A 25753-nucleotide genomic window follows, 5' to 3' on the forward strand; every position below is an offset into this window, starting at 1 on the left:
AGCATCGCGCCAGCCATGTAGAGAAAACGTAGGAGCCCACCCTGTGGGCGACGCCGTTCGCGATAACGCCACAGGGCCTGTAGCGGTGAGGCGAAAGATGTCGCCCACAGGGTGGGCTCCTACGGTGGGGCGGTGGGTTATTTGCCTTCGACGACGGGCAGTTCGATCGCGCTGGCTTCGCCTGGGGTGTGGAACACCTGCTGCGTGGCCTTCACGTAATCGGACGGCTTGGCGAAGAAGATGTTCGGCACGTAGGTCTGCGGGTTGCGGTCGTACAGCGGGAACCACGACGACTGCACCTGAACCATCACCCGGTGGCCCGGGAGGAAGGTGTGGTTCACCGTCGGCAGGCCGAACTTGTACTGCAGCGGCGTGTTCGGGGTAAGCGCCTTCGGTTCGCTGAAGCTCTCGCGGTAACGGCCGCGGAAGATGTCCATCGAAACCGACAGCTCGTAGCCGCCCATTTCAGGATTGCTGGCATTCGTATCCGGGTAGACGTCGATGAGCTTCACCACCCAGTCGCTATCCGTGCCGCTGGTCGAGGCGTAGAGGTTCACCTGGGGCGCACCCGCGACACGCAGCGGCGCGGTGAGCGGCTCGGTCACGTAGGTAAGCACGTCGGGGCGGCCGTCGACGAAGCGCTGGTCGTGCACCAGCCAGGTCGTCCACGACTGGCGATCCGCGAAGTGCACCGGGCGCGGCACGTACGGCACGGGCTTGGCCGGGTCGGAGACGTACTCGTCGTACTTCGGCGCATCCGCCGCCGGCGCGGTGAACGAGAGGCCGCCGTTGGCTTCGAGGTAGAGCGGTTTGGTGCCCTTCGCCTGCGGCCAGCTCTTGAAGCGATCCCAGTGGTTTTCGCCCGTGTTGTAGATGAGCACCGGCGGCGTGTTGGCCTTGGGCGCGCCATCCACCAGGTACTGGTTGAAGAACGGCAGCAGCACGTCGCGACGGAACTGAAGGGCCGTATCGCCATCCCAGTTCAGCGCACCGAGCGAGGCGGCACCGTAGTTCACCTGACTGTGGCGCCACGGGCCCATCACGAGGAAGTTCTTGTCGTTGCCCTTGTCCTTCGGCTCCACCGCTTCGTAGCTGTGGATCGCACCCCACATGTCTTCCTGGTCCCACAGGCCCTGCAGCCACATGGTGGGCACCTTGAGCGGCTGCTTCGCCATCACCTTGTCAAGCGCCTGGTTGGACCAGAAGCTGTCGTAGGCCGGATGCTCGCTCACCTTGCGCCAGTACGGCAGGTTATCGATGCCGGCGGCATGGGCGTAATCGCCCGCCGAGCCGGCGCGCAGGAAGTTCTCGTAATCGTCGTAGCCCGCGCGGGTGATCTCGCTGCCCTTGCCGGCCTTGGTGGTCTGGCCGGTGAAGTAATCGAAGTTGGTCTGGCGGTAGGCGCCGTAGTGGAACCAGTCATCGCCCATCCAGCCATCGACCATCGGGCTCTCGGGCGCGGCCACCTTGAGCGCCGGGTGCGGATTCACCAGGGCCATGACTACGGTGAAGCCCTCGTAGGAGGACCCCAGCATGCCGACCTTGCCGTTCGACTCCGGCAGGTTCTTCACCAGCCAGTCGATCGTGTCGTACGCATCGGTGGAGTGATCGACCTTGGTGTCGTTGAGCGGACCGATCAGCGGGCGGGTCATCACGTAATCGCCCTTGGAGCCGTACTTGCCGCGCACATCCTGGAACACGCGGATGTAGCCGGCATCGACGAACACCTCGTCGCCCTGGGGCAGCAGGTCGCGCATGGTATGCGCATCGGCGCGGGCGGCGCGGCCGTCGGCGTTATAGGGCGTGCGGGTGAGCAGGATCGGGGCGTGCTTCGCGCCCTTGGGGATCACGATCACCGTGTGCAGCGTGACGCCATCGCGCATGGGGATCTCGACCACGCGCTTGATGAAGTTATCGGCCGTCGTCGGCGCCTCGTACTTCGCCGGGATATCCGGGGTCATCGGGGCGGTCTGGGCCGTGGCGAGGCCAGCGGCAACAGCGAGGGAGAGGGCAAGCAGGGAGTACGGCAGCGAACGACGAGGCATCAGGCGGTTCCTGTGGCAGTGGGACGGCATAACCGCCCTAGCCTGCCGCATCCATCGCCGGGACACCATGGCCACCCGTCATGGATGGCGGGCATAAAAAAACGCCGCCCCGAAGGGCGGCGTTTCCTTTCGACCTGGCCCGGACGGGCCAGTGCGCGCAATTACTTGGCAGCGGTCGAAGCAGCGGCCGGAGCGTCGGCAGCCGGAGCGGCGGTCGAAGCAGCAGCCGGAGCAGCGTCGGCAGCCGGAGCGGCGGTCGAAGCAGCGGCCGGAGCCTCAGCCGGGGCAGCAGCCGGAGCGGCGGTCGAAGCAGCAGCCGGGGCGGTGTCGGCCGGGGCAGCGTTGTCTTCGCTCTTGTTGCAGCCCGAGAGGGCGGCGACGGCGATGAGGGCGAGAGCGGCGATCGGGGCAAACTTCATGGTGTGTGGCTCCTCTAAATGTTTTTATGAAGCAAATGCGACGGTTGATACCCACCACGTAAGGCGGAACCCTCCACGGCTACCACCGCACTTGCGGGCTTATCGGTGTAACACGCTGGACGTACCTATCCGAAGATAACCGCGTCTAGGGCTTAACGACAATGGTGAAGCGAGTCTGTGAAACGACGCAGCTCAGACGCGTTCCCAGCCATTTTCAGAATAAACGGGTCTTCACGCACGCGGCTAGCCCCCCGACTTGTCATGGTTAAGTTGGCATTATGACACGATGTATACGCCGCGTATCCCTGCGACCGGGCCGGAAGCGTCCGGCAACCTGAACGCATATGCCTAAAAGCGCGTCATTTCGCGCAAAGCGGCCGCCCCGGGCAAGCGCACGAAAAGTCGCGATCTCCCCGTCCACGGTCGGCAACGGCGGCTGAATTCCTATGAAAGAGGTCACAGCAAACGACACGTGAAGGTTGACAATTTTGACCCTCCAGACGGCCCGGGCACGGTCGCTGGCGTGTGCGGGCGGAAAAGCTAGCCTGCGAGCTCGGCCGACTCGGGCCGTGCGCGTCTTGCCGTCATCGTGCTGCCGATCGATGCCAACACGATGAAACCGATCGCGAGCCACTGGTGGCTGGTGAGGTGCTCGCCAAGCAACAGCATGGCCAGGAACGACGCGACCGCCGGCTCGAGACTCACCATGATCCCGAAGGTCTGGCTGGGCAGCCGCTTGAGCGCCATCATTTCCAGGGACATCGGGATAGCGCTCGATACGATCGCGATGCCCACGCCCGCCGCCAGGATCATCGGGTTGAGCAGCTGGGCTCCGGCATGCGCGATACCGAATGGCACCACCACCAGGCTGGCGGCGACGAGGCCAAGGGAGACCGAGTGCCCGGCGTGCAGGTGGCCCGCCTGTTTGCCGAACAGGATGTACAACGCCCAGCAGACCGCGGCACCCAGCGCGAACATGACACCCGTTGGGTCCAGCGTGGATTGCTGGCCCAGCGGCAGCAGCATCGCAAGGCCGACCATGGCGCTGGCGAGCCAGAGGAAATCCACGGGGCGGCGCGAAGAAAGCATGGCCACCGCCAGCGGCCCACTGAATTCGATGGCCACGGCCAGGCCGAACGGGATGGTGCGCAAGGCCATGTAGAACAGCAGGTTCATCACGCCCAGGGTGAGCCCGTAGCGGATGACGAACCCGGCATCGCGCCGGCTAAGCGGCCAGCGCCACGGCCGCCAGAACAGCAACAGCACGATCGCCGAAAAGCCGACGCGCAGGGCCGACGTGCCCTCAGCCCCCACCAGGGGGAAGAGCTTCTTGGCGAATGAGGTGCCGATGCACAACGAGGTGACCGACCCGAGCACGGCAAGCGCGGGTAGCCAGGGGGCTTTCTGGGATTCCATGCCCGAACTCTAGCCGAGAGCCACACGCTCTTGTAGGAGCGAGCAAGCTCGCTCCTACAAGAGCGTGTTTCGTCAGGCGGTGGTCTTGCCGATGGCTTCGAGGTCTTCGAGCACTTCGTGCGGCAGGACGAGGTTCGCGGCGTCGAGGTTCTGGCGCAGGTGGGTGAGCGAGGAGGTGCCTGGGATCAGCAGGATGTTCGGTGAGCGGTGCAGCAGCCAGGCCAGCGCCACCTGCATCGGCGTCTCGTCAAGATGCTTCGCCACGGCCGCGAGCTTGTCGGATTGCAGCGGGCTGAAACCGCCCAGCGGGAAGAACGGCACGTAAGCGATGCCCATCTCGTTCAGCGCATCCACCAGGCCGTCATCGGCGCGCTGCACCAGGTTGTACTGGTTCTGCACGCACACCACCGGCGCAATGCGCTGCGCTTCCTTCACCTGGGCCAGCGTGGCGTTGCTCAGGCCAAGATGGCGGATGAGGCCCTGCTGCTGCAGCTCGGCCAGCGCGGTGAACTGCTCCTCGATCGAGCCTTCCTTCGGCGCATGGATATCGCCCATGAGACGCATATTCACCACGTCGATCACGTCCACACCCAGGTTGCGCAGGTTGTCGTGCACGGCGGCCTTCAGCTCGGCCGGCTTCTGCGCCGGGTTCCACGAGGCATCGTCACCACGGGTGGCCCCAACCTTGGTCACGATGGTCAGGTCATCCGGGTACGGGCTCAGCGCCTCGCGAATCAGCTTGTTGGTGACGTGCGGGCCGTAGAAGTCGCTGGTGTCGATGTGGTTCACGCCCGAGTCGATCGCCTCGCGGAGCACGGCAAGCGCGGTGGCGTGATCCTTCGGCGGGCCAAACACGCCCGGGCCAGCCAGCTGCATGGCGCCGTAACCGATGCGGTGGACCTTGCGGTCGCCGAGGGTCCAGCTGCCAGACTTCGAAATGTCGGTCATCGGTGGTCACTCCATTGGGGTTGAGAGGACTATAGGCGCTCCTGCTTTGCGCGATAATCCGTTCAAACCGGCACGGGCCGTACGGCATTCCGAACAATGACCGACTTCCAGGATCTTTCCGCCTTCCTCGCCGTGGTCCGCGCCAACGGCTTTCGTGAGGCAGCCCGCACCGCCGGGCAGTCGGCTTCCAGCCTGAGCGAGGCCGTACGCCGCATCGAGGCCTCGATGGGCGTGCGCCTGCTCAACCGCACCACCCGCTCGGTGGCCCCCACCGAAGTCGGCGCCCGCCTGGCCGAGCGCCTGGCGCCCGCGTTTAGCGAAGTGGAAGCCGCGCTCGATGTGGTGAACCACTTCCGTGACCGCCCGGCGGGGACGCTGCGCATCAACGTGCCCGCCAATATCGCGAAGACGGTGTTGCAGCCGATCATCTTCCCCTTCCTCGAGCGCTACCCCGATATCCGCCTGGAGATCGTGGTGGAAGACAGCTTCGTCGACCTGCTCGCCGCGGGCTGCGATGCGGGCATCCGCTACGACGAGCGGCTCGAGCTGGATATGGTCGCCCTGCCGATCGGCCCGCGCACGCAGCGGCTGGTCACGGCGGCGGCGCCTGCGTACCTGGCCGAGCACGGCACCCCCACCCATCCGCGCGACCTGCTCCGGCATCGCTGCATGCGCGGTCAATTCTCGGGCGGGCGGATCCCAGCGTGGGAGTTCGAGCGCGAAGGTGAGGTGGTCCTCGTTGAACCGCAGGGTCCGCTGCTCGTGCGCCAGGGCTCCGCGTTCGACCTGGCCGTGGATGGTGCCGTCGCCGGACTCGGTATCGTCCATCTGTTCGACGACTGGCTGCGCGCGCCGCTGAAAAGCGGTGCTCTCGTCACGGTGCTCGATGACTGGGTGCAGGAGTTCAGTGGCCCCTTCCTGTATTACCCGGGGCGCAAGCACCTGCCCTCGCCGCTACGCGCCTTCGTCGATTTCATTCGCGAAACCGGCGCCTCAGCCTGAGGGCGGATCCACCCGCGCTTCCAGCGCGTCGGCGAACTTGCGCATCAGCCTGACGAGGTCGTCGAAATCCCGCGCATCCCAATCGGCGAACACCTGCCCCGCCATACGCAAGCGGGCGGCGTCGATCATCGCCGTCATCGCACTGCCCTCCTCGGTAATCACCGATTCGCGCACGCGACGGTCGCCGGGCTGCGGCCGACGGCTGACGAGGCCCAGGCTCTCCAGCTTCGCCACCTGCCGGCTCAGCGTCGTGTAGTCGCGACCGATCCGGTCGGCCAGTTCCACCACACCGATCGGGCCCAGGCGCTCGATTAGCACGAGCGGGGGAAACAGCGCTCGATCCAGCTTGATGCCGGCCTCCCGGATCAGGGCTTCATCGCCCTGCGGCCGGTTCATGACGCCCACCAGGCTGATCAGCGCGCCGTGGAGGGACCGCAATTGCTCACGATTATGTGCATCTTGCACATATTTTTGATCTGACATAGGATGCTCCCGCGATATGTGCATCTTACACCTATTTCGGAGCCAGCCATGACCCAGTCCTCGTCCGTCGATGTCCTGATCTGCGGCGCCGGCGCATCCGGCCTCACCCTCGGCATCGAGCTCGCCCGCCGCGGCGTGCGATTCCGACTCATCGAAAAGCAGCCGGTCCCGTTCCAGGGATCGCGCGGCAAAGGTATCCAGCCACGCACCCTCGAGATCTTCGATGACATCGGCGTCGTGGACCGCATGGCCGCCATCGGCGGCCCCTACCCGCTCGTGCGCCACCACGCCGCCGACGGGAGCAGCCACGACGCGCTCGCCATCGCTGAAGCTGCCGCTACGCCGGCCGAGCCCTACGGCACGCCGCTGATGCTGCCGCAGTTCCTCACCGAAGGCGTCCTCCGCGATCGGCTCGTGGAGCTGGGTGGTCGCGTTGAGTTCGGCCATACGCTGGCAGGCTTCACCCAGGCCGCAGAAGGCGTCACCGCGACGATCGCGGGGCCGAATGGCGAAGAGACCGTCTGCGCGCGCTACCTCATCGCCGCCGATGGCGGGCGCAGCTTCATCCGTCGCACGCTGGAGATCGGCTTCCCCGGCAAGGAACTCGGTGTACGCGCCATCGTGGCCGACGTGAACCTCAGCGGTCTTGAGCGCGATGCGTGGCATCGCTTTGGTGATGGCGACATGCAACGTCAGATCGCTCTCTGCCCGCTGGCGGGTACCGACCTGTTCCAGATCCAGGCGCCGATCCCGCTGGAAGGTGAGGTGGACCTTTCCGTCGCCGGGTTGCAAGCGTTCGTGCTCGAGCGTACCGGTCGCCATGACCTCCGCGTGGAGCAGGTGCACTGGGCCTCTGCGTACAGCATGAGCGCGCGCCTTGCCGACCACTACCGCGTGGGCGATGTGTTTCTCGTGGGTGATGCGGCGCACGTACACCCGCCGACGGGCGGCCAGGGCCTCAATACCAGCACGCAGGATGCGTACAACCTGGGCTGGAAGCTGGCCGCCGTGCTCGGTGGCGCGCCAGCAGCACTATTGGATACGTACGAAGAAGAACGCCGCCCCATCGCCGCCGGCATGCTCGGCCTCGCCACGCGCATGCTCGATGCGCTGAAGCAGGGCAGCATGCGCCGGACGCGCGAAACGCAGCAGCTCGATCTCGGTTATGCGGGTAGCTCGCTCGCCGTGGACGCGCCGGCGCTTGACGATGCCACGGTCGTCGCCGGTGATCGCGCACCTGACGCGCCGCTTCGTGGTGCAGGCGGCCAGCCTGTGCGTCTGTTCGATCTGCTTCGCGGGCCGCACTGGACCTTGCTTGGCGTCGGTGCGGACCGCACGCGACTGCCATCGCGTGCGAATGTGCACATGCATATGATCGGTGAGGGGCACGAGCTTCGTGACGACGGCGGCCACTTCCAGGCCGCGTACGGGCTGCCCGCAGGCGCATGGGTACTGATCCGGCCGGACGGCTACATCGGCGCCATCGCCGATGCAGCCCATACCGACGCCCTGCTTGCCTACATGGCGCTTAATTCTTCCGCAGCGGCCTGAACGATTCGCGCAGCTCGGTGACGAACGCATCGGGCTGTTCCCAGGCGGCAAAGTGGCCACCTTTCGGAAGGCGTTTGTAGTGGATGAGCTTCGGGTACGCCGCCTTCGCCCAGCTCTCCGGTGCCTGGTAGATCTCATCGGGGAAAGCGCTGACGGCTACCGGGATCTGGATGTGCTTCGGCGCGAAGAACGGCAGCTTGCTTTCCCAGTACAAGCGCGCGGACGACACCGCCGTGTTGGTGAACCAGTAGAAACAGATGTTATCGATGATGTCATCCTTCGACAGGCCTTCCGTTTCGCCATCGAACACGCGGCGGATCAGGCGGTAGCTGCGAATATCGTGATCGATCATCCACGCCGCGAGGCCAATGGGTGAATCGGCAAGCGCGTACAGCGTTTGCGGGCGGCCGGCCATCTCCTGCGCGTAGCCGAGGCCGTGTTTGTAGAAATCGTCGAGCTGCTCGTATGCCTTCTTCTCATCGGCGGAGAGGCTGGCGGGCGCAGGCTCACCTGCCGCCAGGGCCTTGGCGATATCGTCCGGCACGGTCGCCGCCATGTTCGTGCTGATGCCGAGCAGTTCCGGCGGCGCCTGCACCGCCATCTGCTCGGAAATCGCATTACCCCAATCGCCGCCCTGTGCCACGAAGTGCTTGTAGCCGAGGCGTTTCATCAGGATCGTCCACGCGCGAGCGATGTGCTGGGGATCCCAACCCGTCGCTGCGGGCTTCCCTGAGAGTCCGTATCCGGGCAACGAAGGAATCACCACATCGAACGAATCGGATGCCTTGCCGCCGTGTTTCGTAGGATTCACCAGCGGGTCGATGATCTTCAGCTGCTCAACGATCGAGCCGGGCCAGCCGTGCGTGATGATGAGCGGCAACGCGTGTTTGTTCTTCGACTTGACGTGGATGAACTGGATGTCCACGCCATCGATCGTGGTGACGAACATCGGGATCGCATCCAGGCGCTTCTCGAACTTGCGCCAGTCATAGCTCGTCGCCCAGTAGTCGGCGAGCTTTTTCATCGTATCCAGCTGCACGCCCTGCGTATCGTCGGCGACGATTTCCTTGTCCGGCCATTTGGTGGACTTCACACGGCGGAGCAGGTCGGCGAGGTCGTCGTCTGACACATGCAGGCCTGAGAAGGGGCGGATCGACGAATCGTCGGTCATGTCGAGGAACATGCCGCCGCCGGCGGCCGTCGCGCCCGGGGGTGAAGCAGGAGGTGACCCTTTGGCCATGGTAGGCACAAGCGATGCCGTGCTAACCAGCGCGCACGCCAAAAGCAACGGAACACGAATCAGAGGCAGGACACCATGCGACATGGAATGCTCCTACGGCGCCAGGCCTGCCAGCGGACGCCACAAGGTGAATGAGCGAGGAACCGATCGCCACAGAGCTTGCGGACGACACTCCCTGCGCGTCTTGCAACCGCAGGCGCCGCAAGCGCATTCAAGCGAGTCGCCTATCGGGACCGGAGGAGCGCCAGCAGCACGGTCGCGCCAGGCCCCGACGAGGCGGGGTTTTGGCCAGTCACCAGCTTCCCGTCGATCAGCACGTAGGGTTTCCAGTCGTCGGTCTTGGAGAAGATGCCGCCCTTCGCCTTGAGCTCGTCCTCGACGAGGAACGGCACGACTTTGGTCAGTTGCACCGCCTCTTCTTCCGTATTGGTGAAGCCGGTGACCTTCTTGCCCTTCACCAGCCAGTTGCCATCGGGCGCTTTGACGTGACGCAGCACGCCGGGTGCGTGGCATACGAGTGCCAGGTATTTACCGGCCTTGTAGAACGACTCTAGCAACGCGATGGAATCCGGGTCTTCCGCGAGGTCCCACATGGGACCATGGCCACCGGGGTAGAACACCGCATCGAAGCCATCATGTTTCACAGTGGATAGCGTGACGGTGTTCGCCAGTTCTCTTTGCGCGTCTTTATCCTGCTTGTAGCGCGCGGTCAGTTCGGTCTGGAACTCTTTCTCGTCGCTCTTGGGATCGAACGGCGGCTGGCCACCCTTCGGTGATGACAGCACCATCTCCACGCCCGCTTCTTTGAACACGTAATACGGCGCGGCGAATTCCTCCAGCCAGAAGCCGGTTTTCTTGCCTGTATTGCCGAGCTGGTCGTGGGACGTGATCACCATCAGGATCTTCATGGCACACCTTCGGGCGAGAGGGGAAAGCACGACGCTAAGCCCGTCACTCGAAAGGGTGATTGCCGATTCCCGCGCGTAATTGCGAAATCGCGCCCCTCCGCCCTTCATGGCGCCCACCCGTGGCATGATCGGGTGACCAGGCAAAGGAAGGGACTCGATGCACGGCCCAAGTAATGTTCGTTTCGCCGCGGTTTTGCTGACCGCCGCTTTCGCCCTACAGGCTTGCCATACCGTGGCGCCCGTCTCTGCCAAGCCAGAAGGACCGCCGCCAAAAGGGGAAGTGAGCTACGCCCTCGTGCCAACCCCGGCTTCGGGCCAATACCAGCTCAAACGCAGTGAGCACGCGTTCGGCGCCCAGTCCATTACGAACGAGCCGCCGGTTTACCCATCGTCCCTGGTGCGACAGCAACTGCCCGAAACCACGGTGCGAGTGAAGGCCATCGTCAACGAGGCTGGCACGGTGACGGAAGTGCGTGATCTCGATACCACGACATCACCCGAACACCTGCTATTCCTCGCCGCATGCCGCGACGCCGTGATGCAATGGCGGTACACACCGATGTACCTGATCGAGGAATTCGATGATGGCAAGGGCAACATCAGCCATACGAAGAAGGCTGCGCCATTTAGCCTGGACTATGCGTTTCAGTTTGCGCTGGTGAATGGGCAGCCAACGGTGACACCGCGGCAGTGATCCCGCAGCGAGAAACGCAACGATGCATCACAACGGCATATCGTCGTCATCGAAGCCTTCGTTGATCAGCAGGGAAGGCCACCGTCGCTACTGAACGCGGGATACTTCTTTGTCGACTTCCTTACCTCTCTTGAGCAACCAAAGGTTTCTTGCATAAAGAGCAGGCAGGAAAAAGTAGCTCAGAATAATCGGCAATTTGTCGAGATGAAGCGCATAGATGAGCGAGAGAAGACTGCCCCAAAAGCTGATGTGCCAGAAGAGCGCCGGGACCACGAGTCGACCTGAGCGCTCGGAATGAAGCCACTGTAAAACAAAGCGAGAACTGAACAAAAAACCACCCGACAGCCCGACGATCGTCCAGATCACGGAATCCGTGTACAGCCAGGGCGCAAGGTGATTGAGATAGGGCTCGAGAAAACCTTCACTGGATTTCATAGCCTGCCACGTGGTGGATGAGATGGTGTCGTCAGGAAATCCGTACGACGCGCTGCTATCGCAATGGTAGCCTGAAGAGCGGCGTGACAAAAAAAAGCCCCGGTCGACGGGGCTCTTTTTCAACGCGTGCGTAAGCGGTCGATACGCCGACTCAGAACGGAATATCGTCGTCATCAAAGCCTTCGTTGACCGGCGGGGCCGAACGCTGCGGGGCGTTGCCGCCGCTGCGCTGCTGGCCGTAGTCATCGCCGCCGCGGTTGCCACCGCCACCGCCGTAGCCGCCGCCCTGGCCACCGCGCTGCTGGCCACCGCCACCACCGCCGTAGTTATTGCCGCCGCCACCGCCGTAGTTACCGCCACCGCCCTGGCCGCCGCGCGACTGCTGCGGACGGCTGCCGCCGCCGAAGCCACCGCCACCGCCTTCGCCGCCACCCTGGCCACCGAGCATCTGCATCTCGTTGGCGATGATGTCGGTGCTGTAGCGTTCGACGCCGTCCTTATCGGTGTACTTGTCGGTACGCAGCGAGCCTTCGATGTAGACCTGACGGCCCTTCTTGAGGTACTCGCCCGAGATCTCGGCGAGCTTGCCGAACAGCTTCACGCGGTGCCACTCGGTGCGTTCCTGCTTTTCGCCGCTCTGCTTGTCGGTCCAGTTTTCCGACGTAGCGATGCGCAGGCTGGTGATCGCCGTGCCGCTGCCGGTGTAACGGGTTTCCGGATCGGCGCCGAGATTGCCGACGATGATGACCTTGTTGATGCCGCGTGCCATGGATTTTCCTCGTTTACGTGATGCGCCCTTCGCACCAGGCAGCCAGGGGGCTACCGGAAGAGCGGACCGGATAGTGTGGGCGATGGTGGGGCCTTGGGCAATGCTCGGGCAAGGCCTTTTTCACCCGACGGTGCGTAGGGTTTGTCTCACGCTGGGGCGACACGGTGGGCGGGCGCCTGGGCGGGACAGAGGTACTGCTTAGTCGAGGCTTGCCGCGTTGCCGGTCGCGCGCGAGCGCGCCCCTACAAGGGCGGCGTTGCGTAGGACCAGGGGGAGCCAGAACAGCGTGAGTGCCGCCGCGGCGCCGAAGACGCCCTTCAGGCCGAGGGCGCCGAGGGCCCACCCGCCCAGCGCCCCGCCCACGAAGGCGCCGAAAAACTGGCTGGTGGAATACGCACCCATGGCGGCCCCGCGCAGATGGGCCGGTGCGAGCCGGGAGACCAGGCTGGGCAGCGCGGCCTCGAGCAGGTTGAAGGCCGAGAAGAACACGGCCACGGCCGAGCCCAGCAGCCATTCGTGGGAAGTGGTCAGGGCCATGCCGGCCAGCGCGAGGCCGAGGGCCACGACGCAGCCCACCACCATCCGGGCGCTGCGGGCCGCATCGCGCATGCGCGGCATGAAGGCGCCCATCACCAGCGCGGCGATCACCATCACCGGGAGGTAAAGGGTCCAGTGCCGGGCCACGGGCACCTCGAACGTATCGGTCAGCAGGAGCGGCAGGCCGACGAAGCAAGCCGTGAGCAGGGCATGCAGGAAGAACACCGAGCCGTTGAGCACCAGCATGGAGCGATCACCCAGCATGGCCAGGATGTCGCGGACGGTGCCCGTGGCCGGCCGTTCGGCCCGTGCCGGGGTCGGCACCAGCCACCAGAGGAGGAGCATGGCACCGAGTGCCAACAACGACGTCAGGCCAAACAGGCCGCCCAGCCCGGCCACGGCCTCCAGCGGCGGGCCCAGGATGAGCGCCAGCAGGAACGACAGGCCAATGGAGACACCGATAATGCCCATCACCTTGCTGCGGTTGGCGTCAGCGGTGAGGTCGGCGGCCAGGGCCGTACCGGCGCCCGCCACCGCCCCCATGCCCTGCAGGGCCCGGCCGATGATGATGCCGGTGAGGGTATGCGACATGGCCGCCACGGCCCCACCCACGGCGAAGACCAAGAGGCCCAGGCTGATCGCGGGCTTGCGGCCGATCCGGTCGGAGAGCATGCCCAGGGGCACCTGGAGCAGCATCTGGCCGATGCCGTACACGCCAAGGGCCACGCCGATCAGCAGCGGGGTGGCATCGGGCATGGCCCGGGCATACACGGAGAAGACGGGAAGGATGAGGAACAGGCCGAACAGCCGCAGGCTGATCACCAGGGCCAGGGTCAGGGCGCTGCGTCGTTCCAGGGGGCTGAGCTGGCTCACCGAAGGTTCGATCCGTTCCTGGCACCAGGACCGGTGCCGGAGACGATTATAGGGACCTGCGGCGCCATGACGGTTCAAACATGAACCGCACCCCTATAATGTGGGCTGATTTGCCGCATCCACGACCGGGCCCATGTCCTCCATTGCCGAAAGCCAGACCCCCATTGATTTCGCCAGCGTCCGCGCCTTGGCCGCCGACGATATGCGGGAGGTGGATGCACTCATCCGGCATCGCCTGTCCTCCGATGTCGTCCTGATCAACCAGATCGCCGAGCACATCATCGCGGGTGGCGGTAAGCGCCTGCGCCCGATGCTGCATGTGCTGGCCGCCCGCACCGCGGGCTACCAGGGCACCGAGCACGCCAAGCTCGCCGCCATCATCGAGTTCATCCACACCTCCACCCTGCTCCATGACGATGTGGTGGATGAATCCGACATGCGCCGCGGCCGCAAGACCGCGAACGCCCTGTGGGGTAACGCGGCCAGCGTGCTGGTGGGCGATTTCCTCTACTCGCGCTCGTTCCAGCTCATGGTGGAACTGGACGACATGCGGATCATGCGCATCCTCGCCAACACCACCAACACCATCGCCGAGGGCGAGGTGCTGCAGTTGCTGAACATCGGCAACGCGGATGTGGACGAGGCGGCGTACCTCGCCGTGATCGAACGCAAGACGGCCGTGCTGTTCGCCGCGGCCACCGAGCTCGGCGGCGTGCTGGGCGGCCTGCCCGATGACCAGGTCGCGGCGCTGCGCCGCTACGGCATGGAGCTCGGCTACGCATTCCAGATCGCCGACGACCTGCTCGATTACGTGTCCGATGCCGATACGCTCGGCAAGAACATCGGCGACGACCTCGCCGAGGGCAAGCCCACCCTGCCCCTGATCTTCGCCATGCAGACGGCGGATGCCGAGCAGCTGAAATCGCTGCGCCACGCCATCGAACACGGCGGCCTGGATTCGCTGGACCGCATCATCGCGGCCATCCGCGATTCCGGCGCGCTCGATCGCGTGCACGCCAGGGCGGTGTCGCATGCCGTGGCGGCGAAGGATGCGCTGGCGGCGTTGCCGGCCTCGGCACACCGCGATGCGTTGCTGACCCTGGCCGACTACAGCGTCGAACGCCGGTTCTGAACGAACGGCATCCCGTAGGAGCTCACCCTGTGAGCGACATCTTTCGCGAAAGAGCCACAGACCCTGTGGCGGTATCGCGAAAGATGTCGTCCACAGGGTGGGCTCCTACGGTGTGGCTTATTTCTTGAAGGCTTCGGTGAGCCAGGCTTTCATCGCCGCGTAGGCGCGGGTGGCTACCTTCGCGTCGTAGCGGCAGTTGCCGGTGGCATCCGTGGCTTCCTTCTCGGTGAAGCAATGCACGGCGTTGCCATAATCCACCGAGGCCCAGTCGACCTTCGCCGCACGCATCTCGGCCTCGAACGCGGCGCGCTGTTCCGGCGGCACGTTGGCATCATCAGCACCGTTTAGCGCCAGCACATGCGCGCTCTGCAGCTTCGAGCCAAGCTTCGAGTCATCGGAAAGCAGGCCGTGGAAGGTGACCACCGCGGCGACATCGGCGCCGGTGCGGGCCAGGTCGAGCACGGCCGAGCCACCGAAGCAGAAACCGATGGCCGCGAGGCGTGCCGGATCGATCGGCGCATTCTTTTCCTGCGTCTTCAGTTCATCGAACGCGCGCGAGACACGCTCACGCATGATCTTGCGGTCGCCATAGAGCGGCTTCACCGCCGCGCCGGCTTCGTCGGTGCTCTTCGGGTGCGCATCGCCACCGTACATGTCGGTAAGCAGAATCACGTAGTCCTTGCCGGCGATATCTTTCGCCTTGGCAATCGCCATGTCGTTGATGCCGTACCAGTTCGGGACCATGAGCAGGCCCGGACGCTTCGCCTTCACGGCATCGTCGTAGACAAGGAAGCTCTTGAAGGTCACGCCGTGGTCGGTCCACTGGACCGGCTTGGCAACCATGGCGGCCTGGGCACCGCCCGCGGCGCCCATGATGAGGAGTGACAAGGCAAGCAACGTACGGCGCATCGGCTTTCTCCCTGGGGTAAGTGGCCGAAGCATACGGGACGCTGCGCCCTTGTAGGAGCGCGCTTGCGCGCGATCAGGCACTGGCGAGCACCCATCGCGCGCAAGCGCGCTCCTACAAGAGCGGTGGGGCCGGGCTAGAGGCCGGCGGCGTGGCGGGAAAGTGCCCGCTTCAGCGGCGTAAGGCGATCGACCAGACGTACGCCAAAGCCGCGGGCGGTGACGAGCGGCGAGGCGGCCCAGCTGTAGATCCGCGCCAGCGCATCAAACGAACGCGCATCCAGCTCGTCGGCGCTCCGGCGGCGGCGGGCGTAGCGACGGAGTACGTGGGTGGCGGCGAAATCGCGACCGGCCTTGCGTGCCTCTACCAGTGTCTCGCGCAGTTCCACCACGTCGCGCAGGCCCAGGTTCACGCCCTGCCCCGCGAGCGGATGCACGGCGTGCGCCGCGTCGCCCAGCAGGACAAGCCGGCCCAGTTCATAGCGATCGGCCAGCTTCAACCGTAGCGGGAAGGCCGCGCGACGAGTCACGCTCTCGATAGGGCCGAGGCGGAAATCGCTGGCCACGCCCAGCGCATCGCGGAACGCGGCGTCATCCAGCGCCAGGATCCGCTGTGCCTCGGGTTCAGGCAACGACCACACGATGGAACAGCGGCCATCCGCCAATGGCAGGAAAGCCAGCGGACCCGTCGGCAGGAAGCGCTGCCATGCCGTGCGCTCATGCGGCCGTGCCGTAGCGATATGCGCGACCACGCCGCGCTGGGCGTAGTCGCGGCCGTGGGTGCCAATGCCCACCATGCTGCGCAAGGGCGAATCCGCCCCATCCGCGGCGACCACGAGCCTGGCGGACAACACCTGCCCATCGGCAAGCTCCAGCTGCGCGCGATCCTCGCGCAGGCTGTAGCCCGTCACTTCGGCAGGCACGATCCGGCGGACGCCGGCATCGTCCAGGGCGTGCCACAGCACCGCCTGCACGAGGTTGTTCTCGACGATGTAGCCGAGCACGTCGCGGCCTTCATCAGCCGCATCGAAATGCAGCGTGGCGCCGTTTTCGGCATCCCACACCACCATGCGTTCGTAAGGCGAGGCGCGGCCGTCCCGGATCGCGTGCCACACGCCGAGTTCATCGAGCAACTGGATCGATGAGGCGGCAAGGCCAACGACGCGCAGGTCGACTTCATGGGCAGCAGCCCAGGCCGCCGGCTCGCGGGCATCGACCAGCGCCACGCTGAAGCCCGCGCGGGCCAGCGCCAGCGCCGTCGCCGCACCCACCATGCCGCCGCCGACCACGGCGACGTCCAGCAGCGCGCCGCGGCGGCGCGGTGCATCCGTGTTCCAGCTATCGCTCACGGCGTTTTCTCCCGCACGGCAAAGGGCGCGTTGGCGCGGAAGCCCATGCCACGGCGGCTCAGCGCGTGGCGCAGGGGCGGGATCCGGTCCAGCGCCAGCATGGCCAGCGAACGCAACGGCCCAAGGAACGGCTGGTCGAGGCAGGCGAGCCGGACGAGGCCGTGGCTCATCGCCATGGTGCCTTCGCGATCAGGCGCGCGTCGGCGCACGTATTCCGCCAGCAGCGCCGGATCGCCCGGTTCGCCGCCCGCCGCCACGAGTTCGGCGAGCGTCAGCGCATCGCGCAGGCCCAGGTTGAAGCCCTGCGCGCCGATGGGATGCACGGTCTGGGCCGCGTTGCCGACCAGAACCGCACGCGGCCCTGTCAGCGCCTCGGCCGCCACACGGCGGATCGGGTAAGGCACGCGTTTGCCCGGGCGGCTCAGCCGGCCCAGCCGATAGCCAAAGCGGGCCTGGGCCAAGGCGGCGAAAGCCACGTCATCCATGACGGCCACCGCATCGGCCTGGTCCGCGGCGACGGTCAGCACGAGGCCGATCCGGCGTTCCGCCAGCGGCAGAACGGCCACGGGGCCGTCATTCGTGAAGCGCTCGAAGGCACGCCCCCTGGGATCGTGCTCCGGGGTCATCGTGCTGACGAACAGGGCCTGTTCGTAATCGTGCTCGCGGGTGCCGAGACCCAGTTGCATGCGAATACCCGAGGTGGTGCCATCGGCGCCCACGAGCAACGGGGTCGTCACCTGGGTAGTGCCCTCAGGGCCGGTGATGGTGGCGAGCCAGCCACCCTCGACGGCGTCGATGCGTTCCACGCGGGCGGGCGCCATCCGGCGGAGGCGCTTGCAGCTGTCCAGACGGCGCAGCAGGGCCTCGCCCAGCTCCCGGGCCGGCAGGGTCCAGCCCAGCGCATCCACGCCCTCGCTGGCGGCATCCATGCGAACGCTGCCGAAATCCCCAGCGCGGCTCGTATGGATATGGGTGATGGCGGTGGCCCGCGCGCGGGCCAGGTCCCAGACGCCGATCGAGGCCAGGCCGTTCACCGTGGCACGGGCGAGGGCCAGGTTGCGTTCGTCGTAGCTCGGCTGGTCGGCGACGCGCGGCGCGGCGGCTTCCACGAGCAGGGCCGGGATACCAGCGGTATCCAGCGCGATAGCCAGGCTGGCGCCAACCAGGCCGCCGCCGACGATAAGGATGGGGGATGCAGGGCTCATGCGGCGCATGATACCGCCGCCGCGTGCAGGTGCCGTGGGTGCGGCGGGCCGCCGCACGCTAGAATCGGCCGATGGGTAACCGACTCTCCAAGATCTACACACGTACCGGTGACGATGGCAGCACCGGCCTGGGCGATGGCAGCCGCACCGGCAAGGATTCCCTGCGGGTCGCGGCCTATGGCACCGTCGATGAGCTGAACAGCACGCTCGGCATGGTCATCGCCTGCGAAGGCGTCGGTGACGACATCCGCGAGGTGCTTGTCCAGGTACAGCACGAGCTGTTCGACCTCGGCGGCGAACTCTGCATCCCTGGCATGGCCATGGTGCAGGGCAAGGATATCGACCACCTGGAAGAGGTGCTGGATGGTTTCAACGCCGACCTGCCTGCCCTGAAGGATTTCATCCTGCCGGGAGGCGGCATGGCCGCGTCCACCTGCCACCTCGCGCGCACGGTGTGCCGCCGGGCCGAGCGCGAAGTCGTGGCTCTCGGCCGCGAGGAAGCCGTGCGCCCCGAGGCGCAGCGTTACCTGAACAGGCTTTCGGACTTGTTGTTCGTCCTGGCGCGCGTGCTCGCCCGGCGCAGTGGCCACGGCGAAGTACTGTGGCAGCACGAGCGCCGTCCGCGCGGCTGATCGGGCCGCCGGTGTAAGCTCAAGGCCATTGGTACGGCGATCACCGCCGCGCCCTCCTCAGGGGTTTGAACTCATGCGTGGAGTGCCATCGTGCGATGCAGGCGGCGATTCTGCTAAGTTGGCGGCCTTCAGAAGGGACAAGACCTCGCCTGTGACGCCCCGCATCAGCATCCTGCCTAAACGCCGCCTGCTGGCGACAGCCGTCGCCCTCATCGTATCCGGCACCGCCTGGCAAGCCACGGCGCAGACCGTGGTCACGACGGCGACCGCTCCCGCGCCGGCCACCAAGAGCAGCCGCGAGGCCAGCGAAGTCGTCACCTGCCCGCTCGGTTCGTTCATCTGCGCACCGCGCCCGGTGAGCTACGCGATGTGCAGCCCGAACGCCATGCTGGACTTCTACGATCCGACGATCACGAAGGACACCACGCTGCGCGCCACGGCCGTGACCGACACGGTCTCGAACATCAACGGCACCGAGGGCGTGAAGGTCGAGAGCCCGGAGCCGAACCAGTACCACATGACTGGCGGCGTGCGCCTGCAGCGCGCCGACCAGGTGCTCCAGGCCGAGGACGTCACCTATAACGCCGATTCCACGGCCTACGACGCCACCGGCAACGTGCGCTACCAGGAAGCCGGCATGCTCCTGCGCGCCGATCGCATGACCGGCACCACCACGCCGAACCAGGGCGATGCCGACCACGTCACCTACCAGCTGCTGCAATCGCGCGGCAATGGCGTGGCCGACCACGCGAAGATGACCGATCCCATGCACGGCCGCATGCGCCTCGCCACGTACTCCACGTGCGACGTGGGCAAGCACCAGTGGGAGTTCCGCGCCAAGACGGTGGACCTGAACAAGGACACCGGCGTGGGTACGGCCCATTACGGCACCATGCGCTTCAAGGGCGTGCCGTTCATGTACCTGCCGTATTTCACGTTCCCGCTGGATGACCGGCGCAAGAGCGGCTTCCTGTACCCGACGTTTGGCTCGTCGAGCCATTCGGGCGAATACCTCTCGCTGCCGTATTACCTGAACCTCGCGCCCAACTACGACGCGACGGTCACCCCGACGTATTACGCGTCGCGGGGAGCCATGCTCGGCGTTGAGTTCCGTTATCTCACGCCCCGATCAAACGGTACGTTCGACGTGAACTACCTGGCGAACGACAAGGGCACGGATACCGACTTCTCTACCAATGGTGACCGTGGCGATGCAAAGCAGCGCTACCTCGCCAAGATCGTGAATACGACCAATCTTGGTGATGGCTTCATGCTCATGGCCAACATCAATCGCGCGTCCGATAACGAGTACTTCCGCGATTTCGGCAACGACCTGTACAGCTCGTCGGTCGGGATCCTGAGCTCCGGCGTCTACGTGACGAAGGGCACCAGGTACTGGAGCGCGGCGATCGGCGTCGATGCTTACCAGAACGTCGATCCTGGCCTGCCCAATTACGTCGAGCCCTATAAGCGCTGGCCGCGGGCCACGTTCAGCGCCGAAGTCCCGCTGAATTCGTGGCTCGACGTGGGCGTGGATACCGAGGCTGTCGCGTTCCGCAAGGCGAACCCGGCGCCAGGGCAGATCGATGGCAACCGCCTTGATCTCGCGCCTTACGTCGCCGGTGATTTCGGCGGCTCGGCTTGGTTTGTCCGTCCGCGTCTGGAGTACCGCTACACCGGCTACCAGTTGCAGAACGCCGACGACAAGGCGGCCTACCCGGATCGCACGCCGTCGCGCTCGCTACCCATCGCCAGCCTGGATTCGGGGCTGATTTTCGACCGTAGTACTCACATGTTTGGCTCGGACTACACGCAGACCCTGGAGCCGCGGGTCTATTACCTGTACGTGCCGTACCGCAATCAGAAAGACCTGCCCAATTTCGACAGCAACGAAATGTCGTTCGATTTCTGGCAGCTGTTCACGACCAACCGGTTCGCCGGCGCTGATCGCCAGATGGATGCGAACAACGTATCGGCCGCACTGACCTCACGCCTTCTCGATGACAACGGCGTGGAGCGTGTGTCGGCAAGCATCGGCCAGATCCGCTACCTGACCAACCAGAAGGTCCAGTTCTATTCGACCCAGGATCCGACCAACTTCAACGGTTCCAACTACGTCGCGCAGCTTGCCGTACAGCTCAACGACAAGTGGCGGGTCAACGCCTCGTACCAGTGGGATCCGAATAACAAGGACCGCGTTTATCCGAACCCGGACACCGGCCAGTATGGCCTCCAGGGCCACGAATCCGACCTGGCCACGGTCCAGTTCCAGCGCCGGATCAAGGGTGACGGCGTGTTCAACTTCTCGTACCGCTACCGCCGGAACGTGATGGAACAATTCGATACGTCCGTGGTCTACCCGGTGTCGGAGCGCTGGCGTGCCCTGGCGCGCTGGGTCTTCGCCCGTCGCGACATCGTGCCCGTGACCACCGATGGCGTCACGTTTACCTCGTTCGCGTTCTCGCACCGGACCCTGGAAGCCACCGCTGGCGTCGAATACGACAGCTGCTGCGTGGCCTTCCGCATCCTTGGCCGCCACTACGTCCAGGATTACACCCGCCGGACGAACAACGCGATCATGTTTGAGTTGGAATTCAAGGGGCTGGGCTCGCTGAACCCTCAGTCGGGCGAGTACCTGCGCCGTGCTATCCTTGGCTATCAATAAGTGGGGCGAGCGCCCCGGGCTCCCTATTCGATGAAGCAGATCCTCGTTTACTCCGTGCTCGCCGCCGCCCTGCTGGCGGCCGTGCCCTCCGCCCACGCCCAGATGCTGCCGCAGGCCCAGCCGGCTGGCGGTGGCGCCAGCGGCATCGCGTGCCCGCAAGCCCTCGATTGCATCGTGGCCGTGGTGGAAGAAGACACGATCCTGAAGAGCGAGCTCGATGCCGCCATCCAGGCGGTGACCAAGCAGTACGCCCAGAACCCGGGCCAGCTGCCGCCGCCCAACATCCTGGCCCGCCAGGTGCTGGATCGCCTCATCCTGATGAAGCTCCAGGTCCAGAAGGCCAACGACCAGAATATCCACGTCACCGACCAGGATATCGACCAGGCCGTGGCTAACGTGGCCCAGCAGAACAAGATGTCGACGGACCAGCTGCAGGGCGCGGTCACCCAGGACGGCATGACCTGGGCGGGCTTCCGCCAGCAGATCTCCGACCAGTTGCTGACCCAGAAACTGCACGAGAGCGTCGTCCGCGACCAGGTCACGGTCACCGACGCCGAAGTGAACAACCTGCTCGCCAGCCCCACCTACAAGGCCGGCGAGGTGCACCTGGCGCACATCCAGATCAGCACCCCCGCCGAAGGTGGCGCCGCCGACATCGCCCAGGCCCAGGCCAAGGCCGAGAAGGCCATCGCCGACATCAAGGCAGGCAAGGATTTCAACGCCGCAGCCATCCAGTACTCGGACGCGCCGGACGCGCTCGACGGTGGCGACCTGGGCTGGCGCCGTCTCGACGAAGTGCCGCCGGCCTTCGCTGATGCGGTGTCTTCGCTCAAGCCGGGCGAATCCACGCCCGCCCTGCGCGGCCCCACCGGTTTCCATATCCTGAAGCTGGTCGAAACCCGCCAGCCGGGCCGCCAGGTGGTCACTGAGTACCACGCCCGCCAGATCCTCATTAAGCCCTCCGAAATCGTGACCCCGGAGCAGGCTGAGAAGAAGGCTCAGGACATCTACACCCAGCTCACTGAAAAGAAGGGCGACTTCACCAAGCTGGCGAAGGACGACTCCAAGGACAACACCACGGCCAACGCCGGTGGTGACATGGGCTGGTTCCAGAAGGATGCCTGGGGCCAGGCCATCTCGACCCAGCTCGATGGCCTGAAGGACAACGAGGTCTCCAAGCCGTTCCAGACCGATGCCGGCTGGATCGTCATGCAGCTCCTCGGCACCCGCCAGAGCGACGTCACCGACGAATCGCAGCGTAACCAGGCCCGCCAGGCCATCGGTAACCGCAAGGCGGATCAGGCCTACGAGGATTTCCTGAGGCAGTCGCGCTCCGAGGCGTACGTGGACATCCGCGTGCCCGAGCTGAAGGATCCGGACGACAAGCAGGCTTCGGCCCCGACGCCCGCCTCCAACTAAGGGCATGAACGCGACCACCCTGCCCAGGCTCGCCGTCACCGCCGGTGAGCCTGCCGGGGTCGGTCCGGAACTCCTCGCCCGTCTGGCGGCCAGCGATCTGGCCGCCGATCTTATCGCCATCACCGATCGCGGCCTGCTCGAGCAGGCGGCGCGCACCTGCGGCCTCACGCTGCACATCGCTGATGATGATGGCCAGCCGATCACCCACCGCTCCGCCGGCCACGTGCGTCTTCGCCACGTCCCGCTCGGCGCCCCGGTACGTTTCGGCCAGCCCGACCCGGCCAACGCCCACCACGTGCTCAGCATGCTCAGCCTGGCGGCCGACGGCTGCCTCGATGGCCGCTTCGATGCCGTCGTCACCGGCCCGGTGCAGAAGGCCAGCATCAACGAAGCCGGCGTGGCCTTCAGCGGCCACACCGAGTTTTTCGCCGAACGCGCAGGGGCCGAGGTGGTCATGATGCTCGCCAGCCCCGAGTTGCGGGTCACGCTGGCCACGACCCACCTGCCGCTCGCCGCCGTACCCGCCGCGATCACCCCTGAGCTGCTCGAGCGCACGCTGCGCATCGTCCACGGGGCCCTGCGCACGGGATTCGGTCTGGCCGAGCCGCGCATCGCCGTGCTGGGACTCAATCCCCACGCCGGAGAAGGCGGGCATATGGGCCGCGAGGAACTCGATACGATCATCCCCCTGCTTGAGCGCCTGCGCGTCGGCGGCATGGACCTGATCGGCCCGCTCCCCGCGGATACGGCCTTCGTGCCGGCCATGCGCCCGCGCTATGACGCGGTGCTGGCCATGTACCACGACCAGGCCCTGCCCGTGCTCAAAAGCGAAGCGTTCGACCGCACCGTCAACGTGACCCTGGGCCTGCCCTTTATCCGCACGTCCGTCGACCACGGCACCGCGCTCGACCTGGCCGGCACTGGCCGCGCCGATCCCGCCAGCCTGTTCGCCGCCACCCGCCTCGCCATGGAACTAGCCCGCTCGCGGGCCGCCGTATGAACGCACGCCCCAAGAAAAGCTTCGGCCAGCACTTCCTCCACGAGAAGCGCTACATCGAGCGCATCGTTTCCTCCATCGCGCCGAAGGATGGCGATACGGTCGTCGAGATCGGCCCCGGCGAAGGTGCGATGACACTCCCGCTGCTCGCCGTGGCGAAGAAGATGACCGCGATCGAGCTGGATACCGATCTCATCCCCGGCCTGCAGGAACGCGCGGCGCCCATCGGCGACCTGCGCATCGTGCATTCCGACGTGCTGAAGGTGGATTTCAGCGCGCTGGCGAAGGAGCTGGGCGCCGAGCGCCTGCGTATCGCCGGCAACCTGCCGTATTACATCTCCAGCCCCATCCTGTTCCACTGCGTGGAACACGCTGCCGCCATCCAGGACATGCACTTCATGCTCCAGAAGGAGGTCGTCGACCGCATGGCCGCCGAACCCGGCAGCAAGGTCTACGGCCGGCTCAGCGTCATGTTGCAGCTGGCCTGCAAGGTGACGCCGCTGTTCGTGGTGCCCCCGGGCGCCTTCCGCCCACCGCCGAAGGTGGATTCCGCGGTGGTCCGCATGGTGCCGCTGCCGCCCGAACAGTTGCCGAAGGGCGACCCGGCAAAGATCCACGCCGTCGTGAAGGCCGCGTTCGCCATGCGCCGCAAGACCTTGTCGAATACGCTGAAAGGCCTGGTCGATGAAGCCACCATCCGCGATCTCGGCATCGATCCCCGGGCCCGCGCGGAGACGCTCGCGCCCAGCGATTTCGTGAAGCTCGCGAACGCGACCTGAACAAGATCAGGGCATACTTGCCCACCCCCTCCGCGTCCCACACAATCCCTGCATGAACTCGAAAACCCCCTACACGATCGACGTGGAGGTCGAAACCCGCTTCGTTCCCGACCAGTCGCAACCCGGTGATAACCGCTACGTGTTCGCCTACACGATCACGCTGCGCAACGCGGGCGCGACGGGCGCGCAGCTGCTTGGCCGCCATTGGGTCATCACCGATGCGAACGGCAAGGTCGAGGAAGTGCGCGGCGATGGCGTGGTGGGTGAGCAGCCATGGATGCGTCCGGGCGATACGTACGAATACACCTCGGGCGCGGTGCTGGAGACCGCGGTGGGCACCATGGCCGGTTCGTACCGCATGGTGGCCGATGACGGCACCCACTTCGATACGCCGATCCCGGCGTTCGTTCTCTCCATCCCGCGCACGCTGCACTAGGATCGACGCATGGATAGCGCAAACGCCCGAAGCGGCGATATGAAGCGAGCAACCTGATGGCCGTCTACGCGATCGGCGACGTCCAGGGTTGCTACCCCGAACTCCAGCGCCTGCTCGAAAAGATCCGTTTCGATCCGGCGGCCGACCAGTTGTGGTTCTGTGGCGACCTGGTGAACCGTGGCGGCGAATCGCTCGCCACGCTGCGGCTCATCCACTCGCTGCGCGACCAGAGCGTCATCACGCTGGGTAACCACGATCTCTCGCTGCTGGCGATCGGCCAGCGCCGCGAAGATGCCCAGCAGCGCGTGAATCCCGAACTGCGCGAAGTACTGTTCGCCGACGATGCGCCCGTGCTGCTCGAATGGCTGCGCATGCAGAAGCTGCTGCACCACGACGAGGCGCTGGGCTGGACCATGATCCACGCCGGCCTCGCGCCGATCTGGACGTTGCGCCAGGCGCAACGTGCGGCGCTGGAAGTGGAACGCGAACTGGGTGGCCCCCGCCACCAGCGCATCCTGAAGAATCTCTTTGGCAACCGCCCGGCGGCGTGGAATAACCGCTTGCAGGGCGTGGAGCGGCATCGCGCCACGATCAACACGCTCACCCGCATGCGCTACTGCGATGTGAATGGCCGGATCGATTTCGAAGGCAAGGATCGTCCTGGCACGCAGAAGCCGGGCATGTACCCGTGGTTCGAAGTACCAGGCATGCGAAAGCGCGAGACGAAAATCGTGTGCGGGCATTGGTCGGCGCTAGGCCGCTTCGCCGGCCTCGGCGTCTACGCGATCGACACGGGTTGCGTGTGGGGTGGCCAGCTCACGGCCATGCGCATCGACCAGGAAGAACCGCAGTACATCACCGTGCAGGCCGAATCCTACCGCCAGAAACCGAAGGGCGGCGGCGACTGAGAACA

Annotated in this window: 24 protein-coding genes; 11 read left to right on the top strand and 13 right to left on the bottom strand. The window is 65.6% G+C overall.

Going from position 1 to position 25753, the window contains the following annotated elements; translation table 11 throughout:
- Positions 1 to 137: 137 nt before the first annotated feature.
- From L2Y96_RS18490 to L2Y96_RS18505, 4 genes are all read right to left on the bottom strand, one after another.
- Positions 138 to 2045 (bottom strand): CocE/NonD family hydrolase, encoded by a 1908-nt coding sequence (locus L2Y96_RS18490; RefSeq protein ID WP_247329135.1) that lies wholly within the window; start codon positions 2043 to 2045, stop codon positions 138 to 140.
- A 161-nt stretch (positions 2046 to 2206) separates the two neighbouring features.
- Positions 2207 to 2464, bottom strand: coding sequence for a hypothetical protein (locus tag L2Y96_RS18495; RefSeq protein WP_247329137.1), 258 nt, complete (start codon positions 2462 to 2464; stop codon positions 2207 to 2209).
- Between the two features lie 540 nt (positions 2465 to 3004).
- A complete protein-coding gene (locus tag L2Y96_RS18500; RefSeq protein ID WP_247329138.1) occupies positions 3005 to 3880 on the bottom strand; it encodes an EamA family transporter in 876 nt (291 codons plus the stop codon).
- A gap of 72 nt (positions 3881 to 3952) precedes the next feature.
- A complete protein-coding gene (locus L2Y96_RS18505; protein WP_247329141.1) occupies positions 3953 to 4828 on the bottom strand; it encodes an aldo/keto reductase family oxidoreductase in 876 nt (291 codons plus the stop codon).
- A gap of 96 nt (positions 4829 to 4924) precedes the next feature.
- Here L2Y96_RS18505 and L2Y96_RS18510 point away from each other — a divergent pair, with 96 nt between their 5' ends.
- Complete coding sequence (locus L2Y96_RS18510) at positions 4925 to 5830, top strand: LysR family transcriptional regulator (protein ID WP_247329144.1); 906 nt, start codon at positions 4925 to 4927, stop codon at positions 5828 to 5830.
- On the opposite strand, the gene L2Y96_RS18515 is transcribed toward L2Y96_RS18510, so the two are convergent.
- Positions 5822 to 6313 (bottom strand): MarR family winged helix-turn-helix transcriptional regulator, encoded by a 492-nt coding sequence (locus L2Y96_RS18515; RefSeq protein WP_247329145.1) that lies wholly within the window; start codon positions 6311 to 6313, stop codon positions 5822 to 5824. The genes L2Y96_RS18510 and L2Y96_RS18515 overlap by 9 nt on opposite strands.
- A gap of 48 nt (positions 6314 to 6361) precedes the next feature.
- On the opposite strand from L2Y96_RS18515, the gene L2Y96_RS18520 reads away from it, so the two are divergent.
- Positions 6362 to 7864 carry an FAD-dependent oxidoreductase gene (locus L2Y96_RS18520; protein WP_247329147.1) on the top strand — a complete coding sequence of 501 codons (1503 nt, stop codon included), beginning with the start codon at positions 6362 to 6364 and terminating at the stop codon, positions 7862 to 7864.
- On the opposite strand, the gene L2Y96_RS18525 is transcribed toward L2Y96_RS18520, so the two are convergent.
- Positions 7842 to 9104 (bottom strand): epoxide hydrolase family protein, encoded by a 1263-nt coding sequence (locus L2Y96_RS18525; protein WP_247329148.1) that lies wholly within the window; start codon positions 9102 to 9104, stop codon positions 7842 to 7844. The genes L2Y96_RS18520 and L2Y96_RS18525 overlap by 23 nt on opposite strands.
- Positions 9105 to 9328: 224 nt before the next feature.
- Positions 9329 to 10012, bottom strand: a complete 684-nt coding sequence (locus L2Y96_RS18530; protein ID WP_247329150.1) for a type 1 glutamine amidotransferase domain-containing protein — start codon at positions 10010 to 10012, stop codon at positions 9329 to 9331.
- A gap of 280 nt (positions 10013 to 10292) precedes the next feature.
- Here L2Y96_RS18530 and L2Y96_RS18535 point away from each other — a divergent pair, with 280 nt between their 5' ends.
- A complete protein-coding gene (locus L2Y96_RS18535; protein ID WP_247329152.1) occupies positions 10293 to 10706 on the top strand; it encodes an energy transducer TonB in 414 nt (137 codons plus the stop codon).
- Positions 10707 to 10793: 87 nt separating this feature from the next.
- Here the strand turns inward: L2Y96_RS18535 and L2Y96_RS18540 are convergent, their stop codons facing one another.
- From L2Y96_RS18540 to L2Y96_RS18550, 3 genes are all read right to left on the bottom strand, one after another.
- Positions 10794 to 11315 carry a lipid-A-disaccharide synthase N-terminal domain-containing protein gene (locus L2Y96_RS18540; RefSeq protein WP_247329154.1) on the bottom strand — a complete coding sequence of 174 codons (522 nt, stop codon included), beginning with the start codon at positions 11313 to 11315 and terminating at the stop codon, positions 10794 to 10796.
- Positions 11293 to 11910: a single-stranded DNA-binding protein gene (gene ssb / locus L2Y96_RS18545; RefSeq protein ID WP_247329156.1), complete on the bottom strand. Its 618-nt coding sequence runs from the start codon at positions 11908 to 11910 to the stop codon at positions 11293 to 11295. Before ssb ends, L2Y96_RS18540 begins: the two co-directional genes overlap by 23 nt.
- Before the next feature lie 198 nt (positions 11911 to 12108).
- A complete protein-coding gene (locus tag L2Y96_RS18550; RefSeq protein ID WP_247329158.1) occupies positions 12109 to 13320 on the bottom strand; it encodes an MFS transporter in 1212 nt (403 codons plus the stop codon).
- Positions 13321 to 13453: 133 nt separating this feature from the next.
- Here L2Y96_RS18550 and L2Y96_RS18555 point away from each other — a divergent pair, with 133 nt between their 5' ends.
- Positions 13454 to 14452: a polyprenyl synthetase family protein gene (locus tag L2Y96_RS18555; protein WP_247329160.1), complete on the top strand. Its 999-nt coding sequence runs from the start codon at positions 13454 to 13456 to the stop codon at positions 14450 to 14452.
- Between the two features lie 117 nt (positions 14453 to 14569).
- On the opposite strand, the gene L2Y96_RS18560 is transcribed toward L2Y96_RS18555, so the two are convergent.
- The 3 genes from L2Y96_RS18560 to ubiH form a co-directional block, all read right to left on the bottom strand.
- Entirely contained in the window at positions 14570 to 15361 is a 792-nt protein-coding gene (locus L2Y96_RS18560) for a dienelactone hydrolase family protein (protein WP_247329163.1), read from the bottom strand.
- A gap of 134 nt (positions 15362 to 15495) precedes the next feature.
- On the bottom strand, positions 15496 to 16632 hold the full coding sequence (locus L2Y96_RS18565; RefSeq protein ID WP_247337131.1) for a UbiH/UbiF/VisC/COQ6 family ubiquinone biosynthesis hydroxylase: 1137 nt from the start codon (positions 16630 to 16632) through the stop codon (positions 15496 to 15498).
- Positions 16633 to 16703: 71 nt separating this feature from the next.
- Positions 16704 to 17921, bottom strand: a complete 1218-nt coding sequence (ubiH, locus tag L2Y96_RS18570; protein WP_425492443.1) for a 2-octaprenyl-6-methoxyphenyl hydroxylase — start codon at positions 17919 to 17921, stop codon at positions 16704 to 16706.
- Positions 17922 to 17983: 62 nt separating this feature from the next.
- On the opposite strand from ubiH, the gene L2Y96_RS18575 reads away from it, so the two are divergent.
- The 7 genes from L2Y96_RS18575 to L2Y96_RS18605 all read left to right on the top strand — a co-directional run bounded on the left by L2Y96_RS18575 (position 17984) and on the right by L2Y96_RS18605 (position 25748).
- Positions 17984 to 18544: a cob(I)yrinic acid a,c-diamide adenosyltransferase gene (locus L2Y96_RS18575; RefSeq protein ID WP_247329168.1), complete on the top strand. Its 561-nt coding sequence runs from the start codon at positions 17984 to 17986 to the stop codon at positions 18542 to 18544.
- A gap of 151 nt (positions 18545 to 18695) precedes the next feature.
- Positions 18696 to 21209: an LPS-assembly protein LptD gene (locus tag L2Y96_RS18580; RefSeq protein ID WP_247329170.1), complete on the top strand. Its 2514-nt coding sequence runs from the start codon at positions 18696 to 18698 to the stop codon at positions 21207 to 21209.
- A gap of 30 nt (positions 21210 to 21239) precedes the next feature.
- A complete protein-coding gene (locus L2Y96_RS18585; protein WP_247329172.1) occupies positions 21240 to 22628 on the top strand; it encodes a peptidylprolyl isomerase in 1389 nt (462 codons plus the stop codon).
- 4 nt (positions 22629 to 22632) lie between these two features.
- The gene (gene pdxA / locus L2Y96_RS18590; protein WP_247329174.1) at positions 22633 to 23628 is read left to right on the top strand and encodes a 4-hydroxythreonine-4-phosphate dehydrogenase PdxA; all 996 of its coding nucleotides are present in this window, start codon (positions 22633 to 22635) and stop codon (positions 23626 to 23628) included.
- Complete coding sequence (gene rsmA, locus L2Y96_RS18595; RefSeq protein ID WP_247329175.1) at positions 23625 to 24404, top strand: 16S rRNA (adenine(1518)-N(6)/adenine(1519)-N(6))-dimethyltransferase RsmA; 780 nt, start codon at positions 23625 to 23627, stop codon at positions 24402 to 24404. Before pdxA ends, rsmA begins: the two co-directional genes overlap by 4 nt.
- A 52-nt stretch (positions 24405 to 24456) precedes the next feature.
- Positions 24457 to 24840, top strand: a complete 384-nt coding sequence (gene apaG, locus L2Y96_RS18600; protein ID WP_247329177.1) for a Co2+/Mg2+ efflux protein ApaG — start codon at positions 24457 to 24459, stop codon at positions 24838 to 24840.
- Between the two features lie 56 nt (positions 24841 to 24896).
- Positions 24897 to 25748: a symmetrical bis(5'-nucleosyl)-tetraphosphatase gene (locus tag L2Y96_RS18605; RefSeq protein WP_247329179.1), complete on the top strand. Its 852-nt coding sequence runs from the start codon at positions 24897 to 24899 to the stop codon at positions 25746 to 25748.
- Positions 25749 to 25753 lie beyond the last annotated feature (5 nt).

The organism is Luteibacter aegosomaticola (genome assembly GCF_023078475.1).
In the GTDB taxonomy this organism is placed as follows: domain Bacteria; phylum Pseudomonadota; class Gammaproteobacteria; order Xanthomonadales; family Rhodanobacteraceae; genus Luteibacter; species Luteibacter aegosomaticola.

Bases quoted from the DNA above. Each gene is read 5' to 3' on its own strand.
- L2Y96_RS18490 (WP_247329135.1), bottom strand. From the start codon at position 2,045: ATGCCTCGTCGTTCGCTGCCGTACTCCCTGCTTGCCCTCTCCCTCGCT.
- L2Y96_RS18495 (WP_247329137.1), bottom strand. From the start codon at position 2,464: ATGAAGTTTGCCCCGATCGCCGCTCTCGCCCTCATCGCCGTCGCCGCC.
- L2Y96_RS18500 (WP_247329138.1), bottom strand. From the start codon at position 3,880: ATGGAATCCCAGAAAGCCCCCTGGCTACCCGCGCTTGCCGTGCTCGGG.
- L2Y96_RS18505 (WP_247329141.1), bottom strand. From the start codon at position 4,828: ATGACCGACATTTCGAAGTCTGGCAGCTGGACCCTCGGCGACCGCAAG.
- L2Y96_RS18510 (WP_247329144.1), top strand. From the start codon at position 4,925: ATGACCGACTTCCAGGATCTTTCCGCCTTCCTCGCCGTGGTCCGCGCC.
- L2Y96_RS18515 (WP_247329145.1), bottom strand. From the start codon at position 6,313: ATGTCAGATCAAAAATATGTGCAAGATGCACATAATCGTGAGCAATTG.
- L2Y96_RS18520 (WP_247329147.1), top strand. From the start codon at position 6,362: ATGACCCAGTCCTCGTCCGTCGATGTCCTGATCTGCGGCGCCGGCGCA.
- L2Y96_RS18525 (WP_247329148.1), bottom strand. From the start codon at position 9,104: ATGGCCAAAGGGTCACCTCCTGCTTCACCCCCGGGCGCGACGGCCGCC.
- L2Y96_RS18530 (WP_247329150.1), bottom strand. From the start codon at position 10,012: ATGAAGATCCTGATGGTGATCACGTCCCACGACCAGCTCGGCAATACA.
- L2Y96_RS18540 (WP_247329154.1), bottom strand. From the start codon at position 11,315: ATGACGACGATATTCCGTTCTGAGTCGGCGTATCGACCGCTTACGCAC.
- ssb (WP_247329156.1), bottom strand. From the start codon at position 11,910: ATGGCACGCGGCATCAACAAGGTCATCATCGTCGGCAATCTCGGCGCC.
- L2Y96_RS18555 (WP_247329160.1), top strand. From the start codon at position 13,454: ATGTCCTCCATTGCCGAAAGCCAGACCCCCATTGATTTCGCCAGCGTC.
- L2Y96_RS18560 (WP_247329163.1), bottom strand. From the start codon at position 15,361: ATGCGCCGTACGTTGCTTGCCTTGTCACTCCTCATCATGGGCGCCGCG.
- L2Y96_RS18565 (WP_247337131.1), bottom strand. From the start codon at position 16,632: ATGGTGGGTGCGGCGACGGCGCTGGCGCTGGCCCGCGCGGGCTTCAGC.
- ubiH (WP_425492443.1), bottom strand. From the start codon at position 17,921: ATGCGCCGCATGAGCCCTGCATCCCCCATCCTTATCGTCGGCGGCGGC.
- L2Y96_RS18575 (WP_247329168.1), top strand. From the start codon at position 17,984: ATGGGTAACCGACTCTCCAAGATCTACACACGTACCGGTGACGATGGC.
- L2Y96_RS18585 (WP_247329172.1), top strand. From the start codon at position 21,240: ATGAAGCAGATCCTCGTTTACTCCGTGCTCGCCGCCGCCCTGCTGGCG.
- pdxA (WP_247329174.1), top strand. From the start codon at position 22,633: ATGAACGCGACCACCCTGCCCAGGCTCGCCGTCACCGCCGGTGAGCCT.
- rsmA (WP_247329175.1), top strand. From the start codon at position 23,625: ATGAACGCACGCCCCAAGAAAAGCTTCGGCCAGCACTTCCTCCACGAG.
- apaG (WP_247329177.1), top strand. From the start codon at position 24,457: ATGAACTCGAAAACCCCCTACACGATCGACGTGGAGGTCGAAACCCGC.
- L2Y96_RS18605 (WP_247329179.1), top strand. From the start codon at position 24,897: ATGGCCGTCTACGCGATCGGCGACGTCCAGGGTTGCTACCCCGAACTC.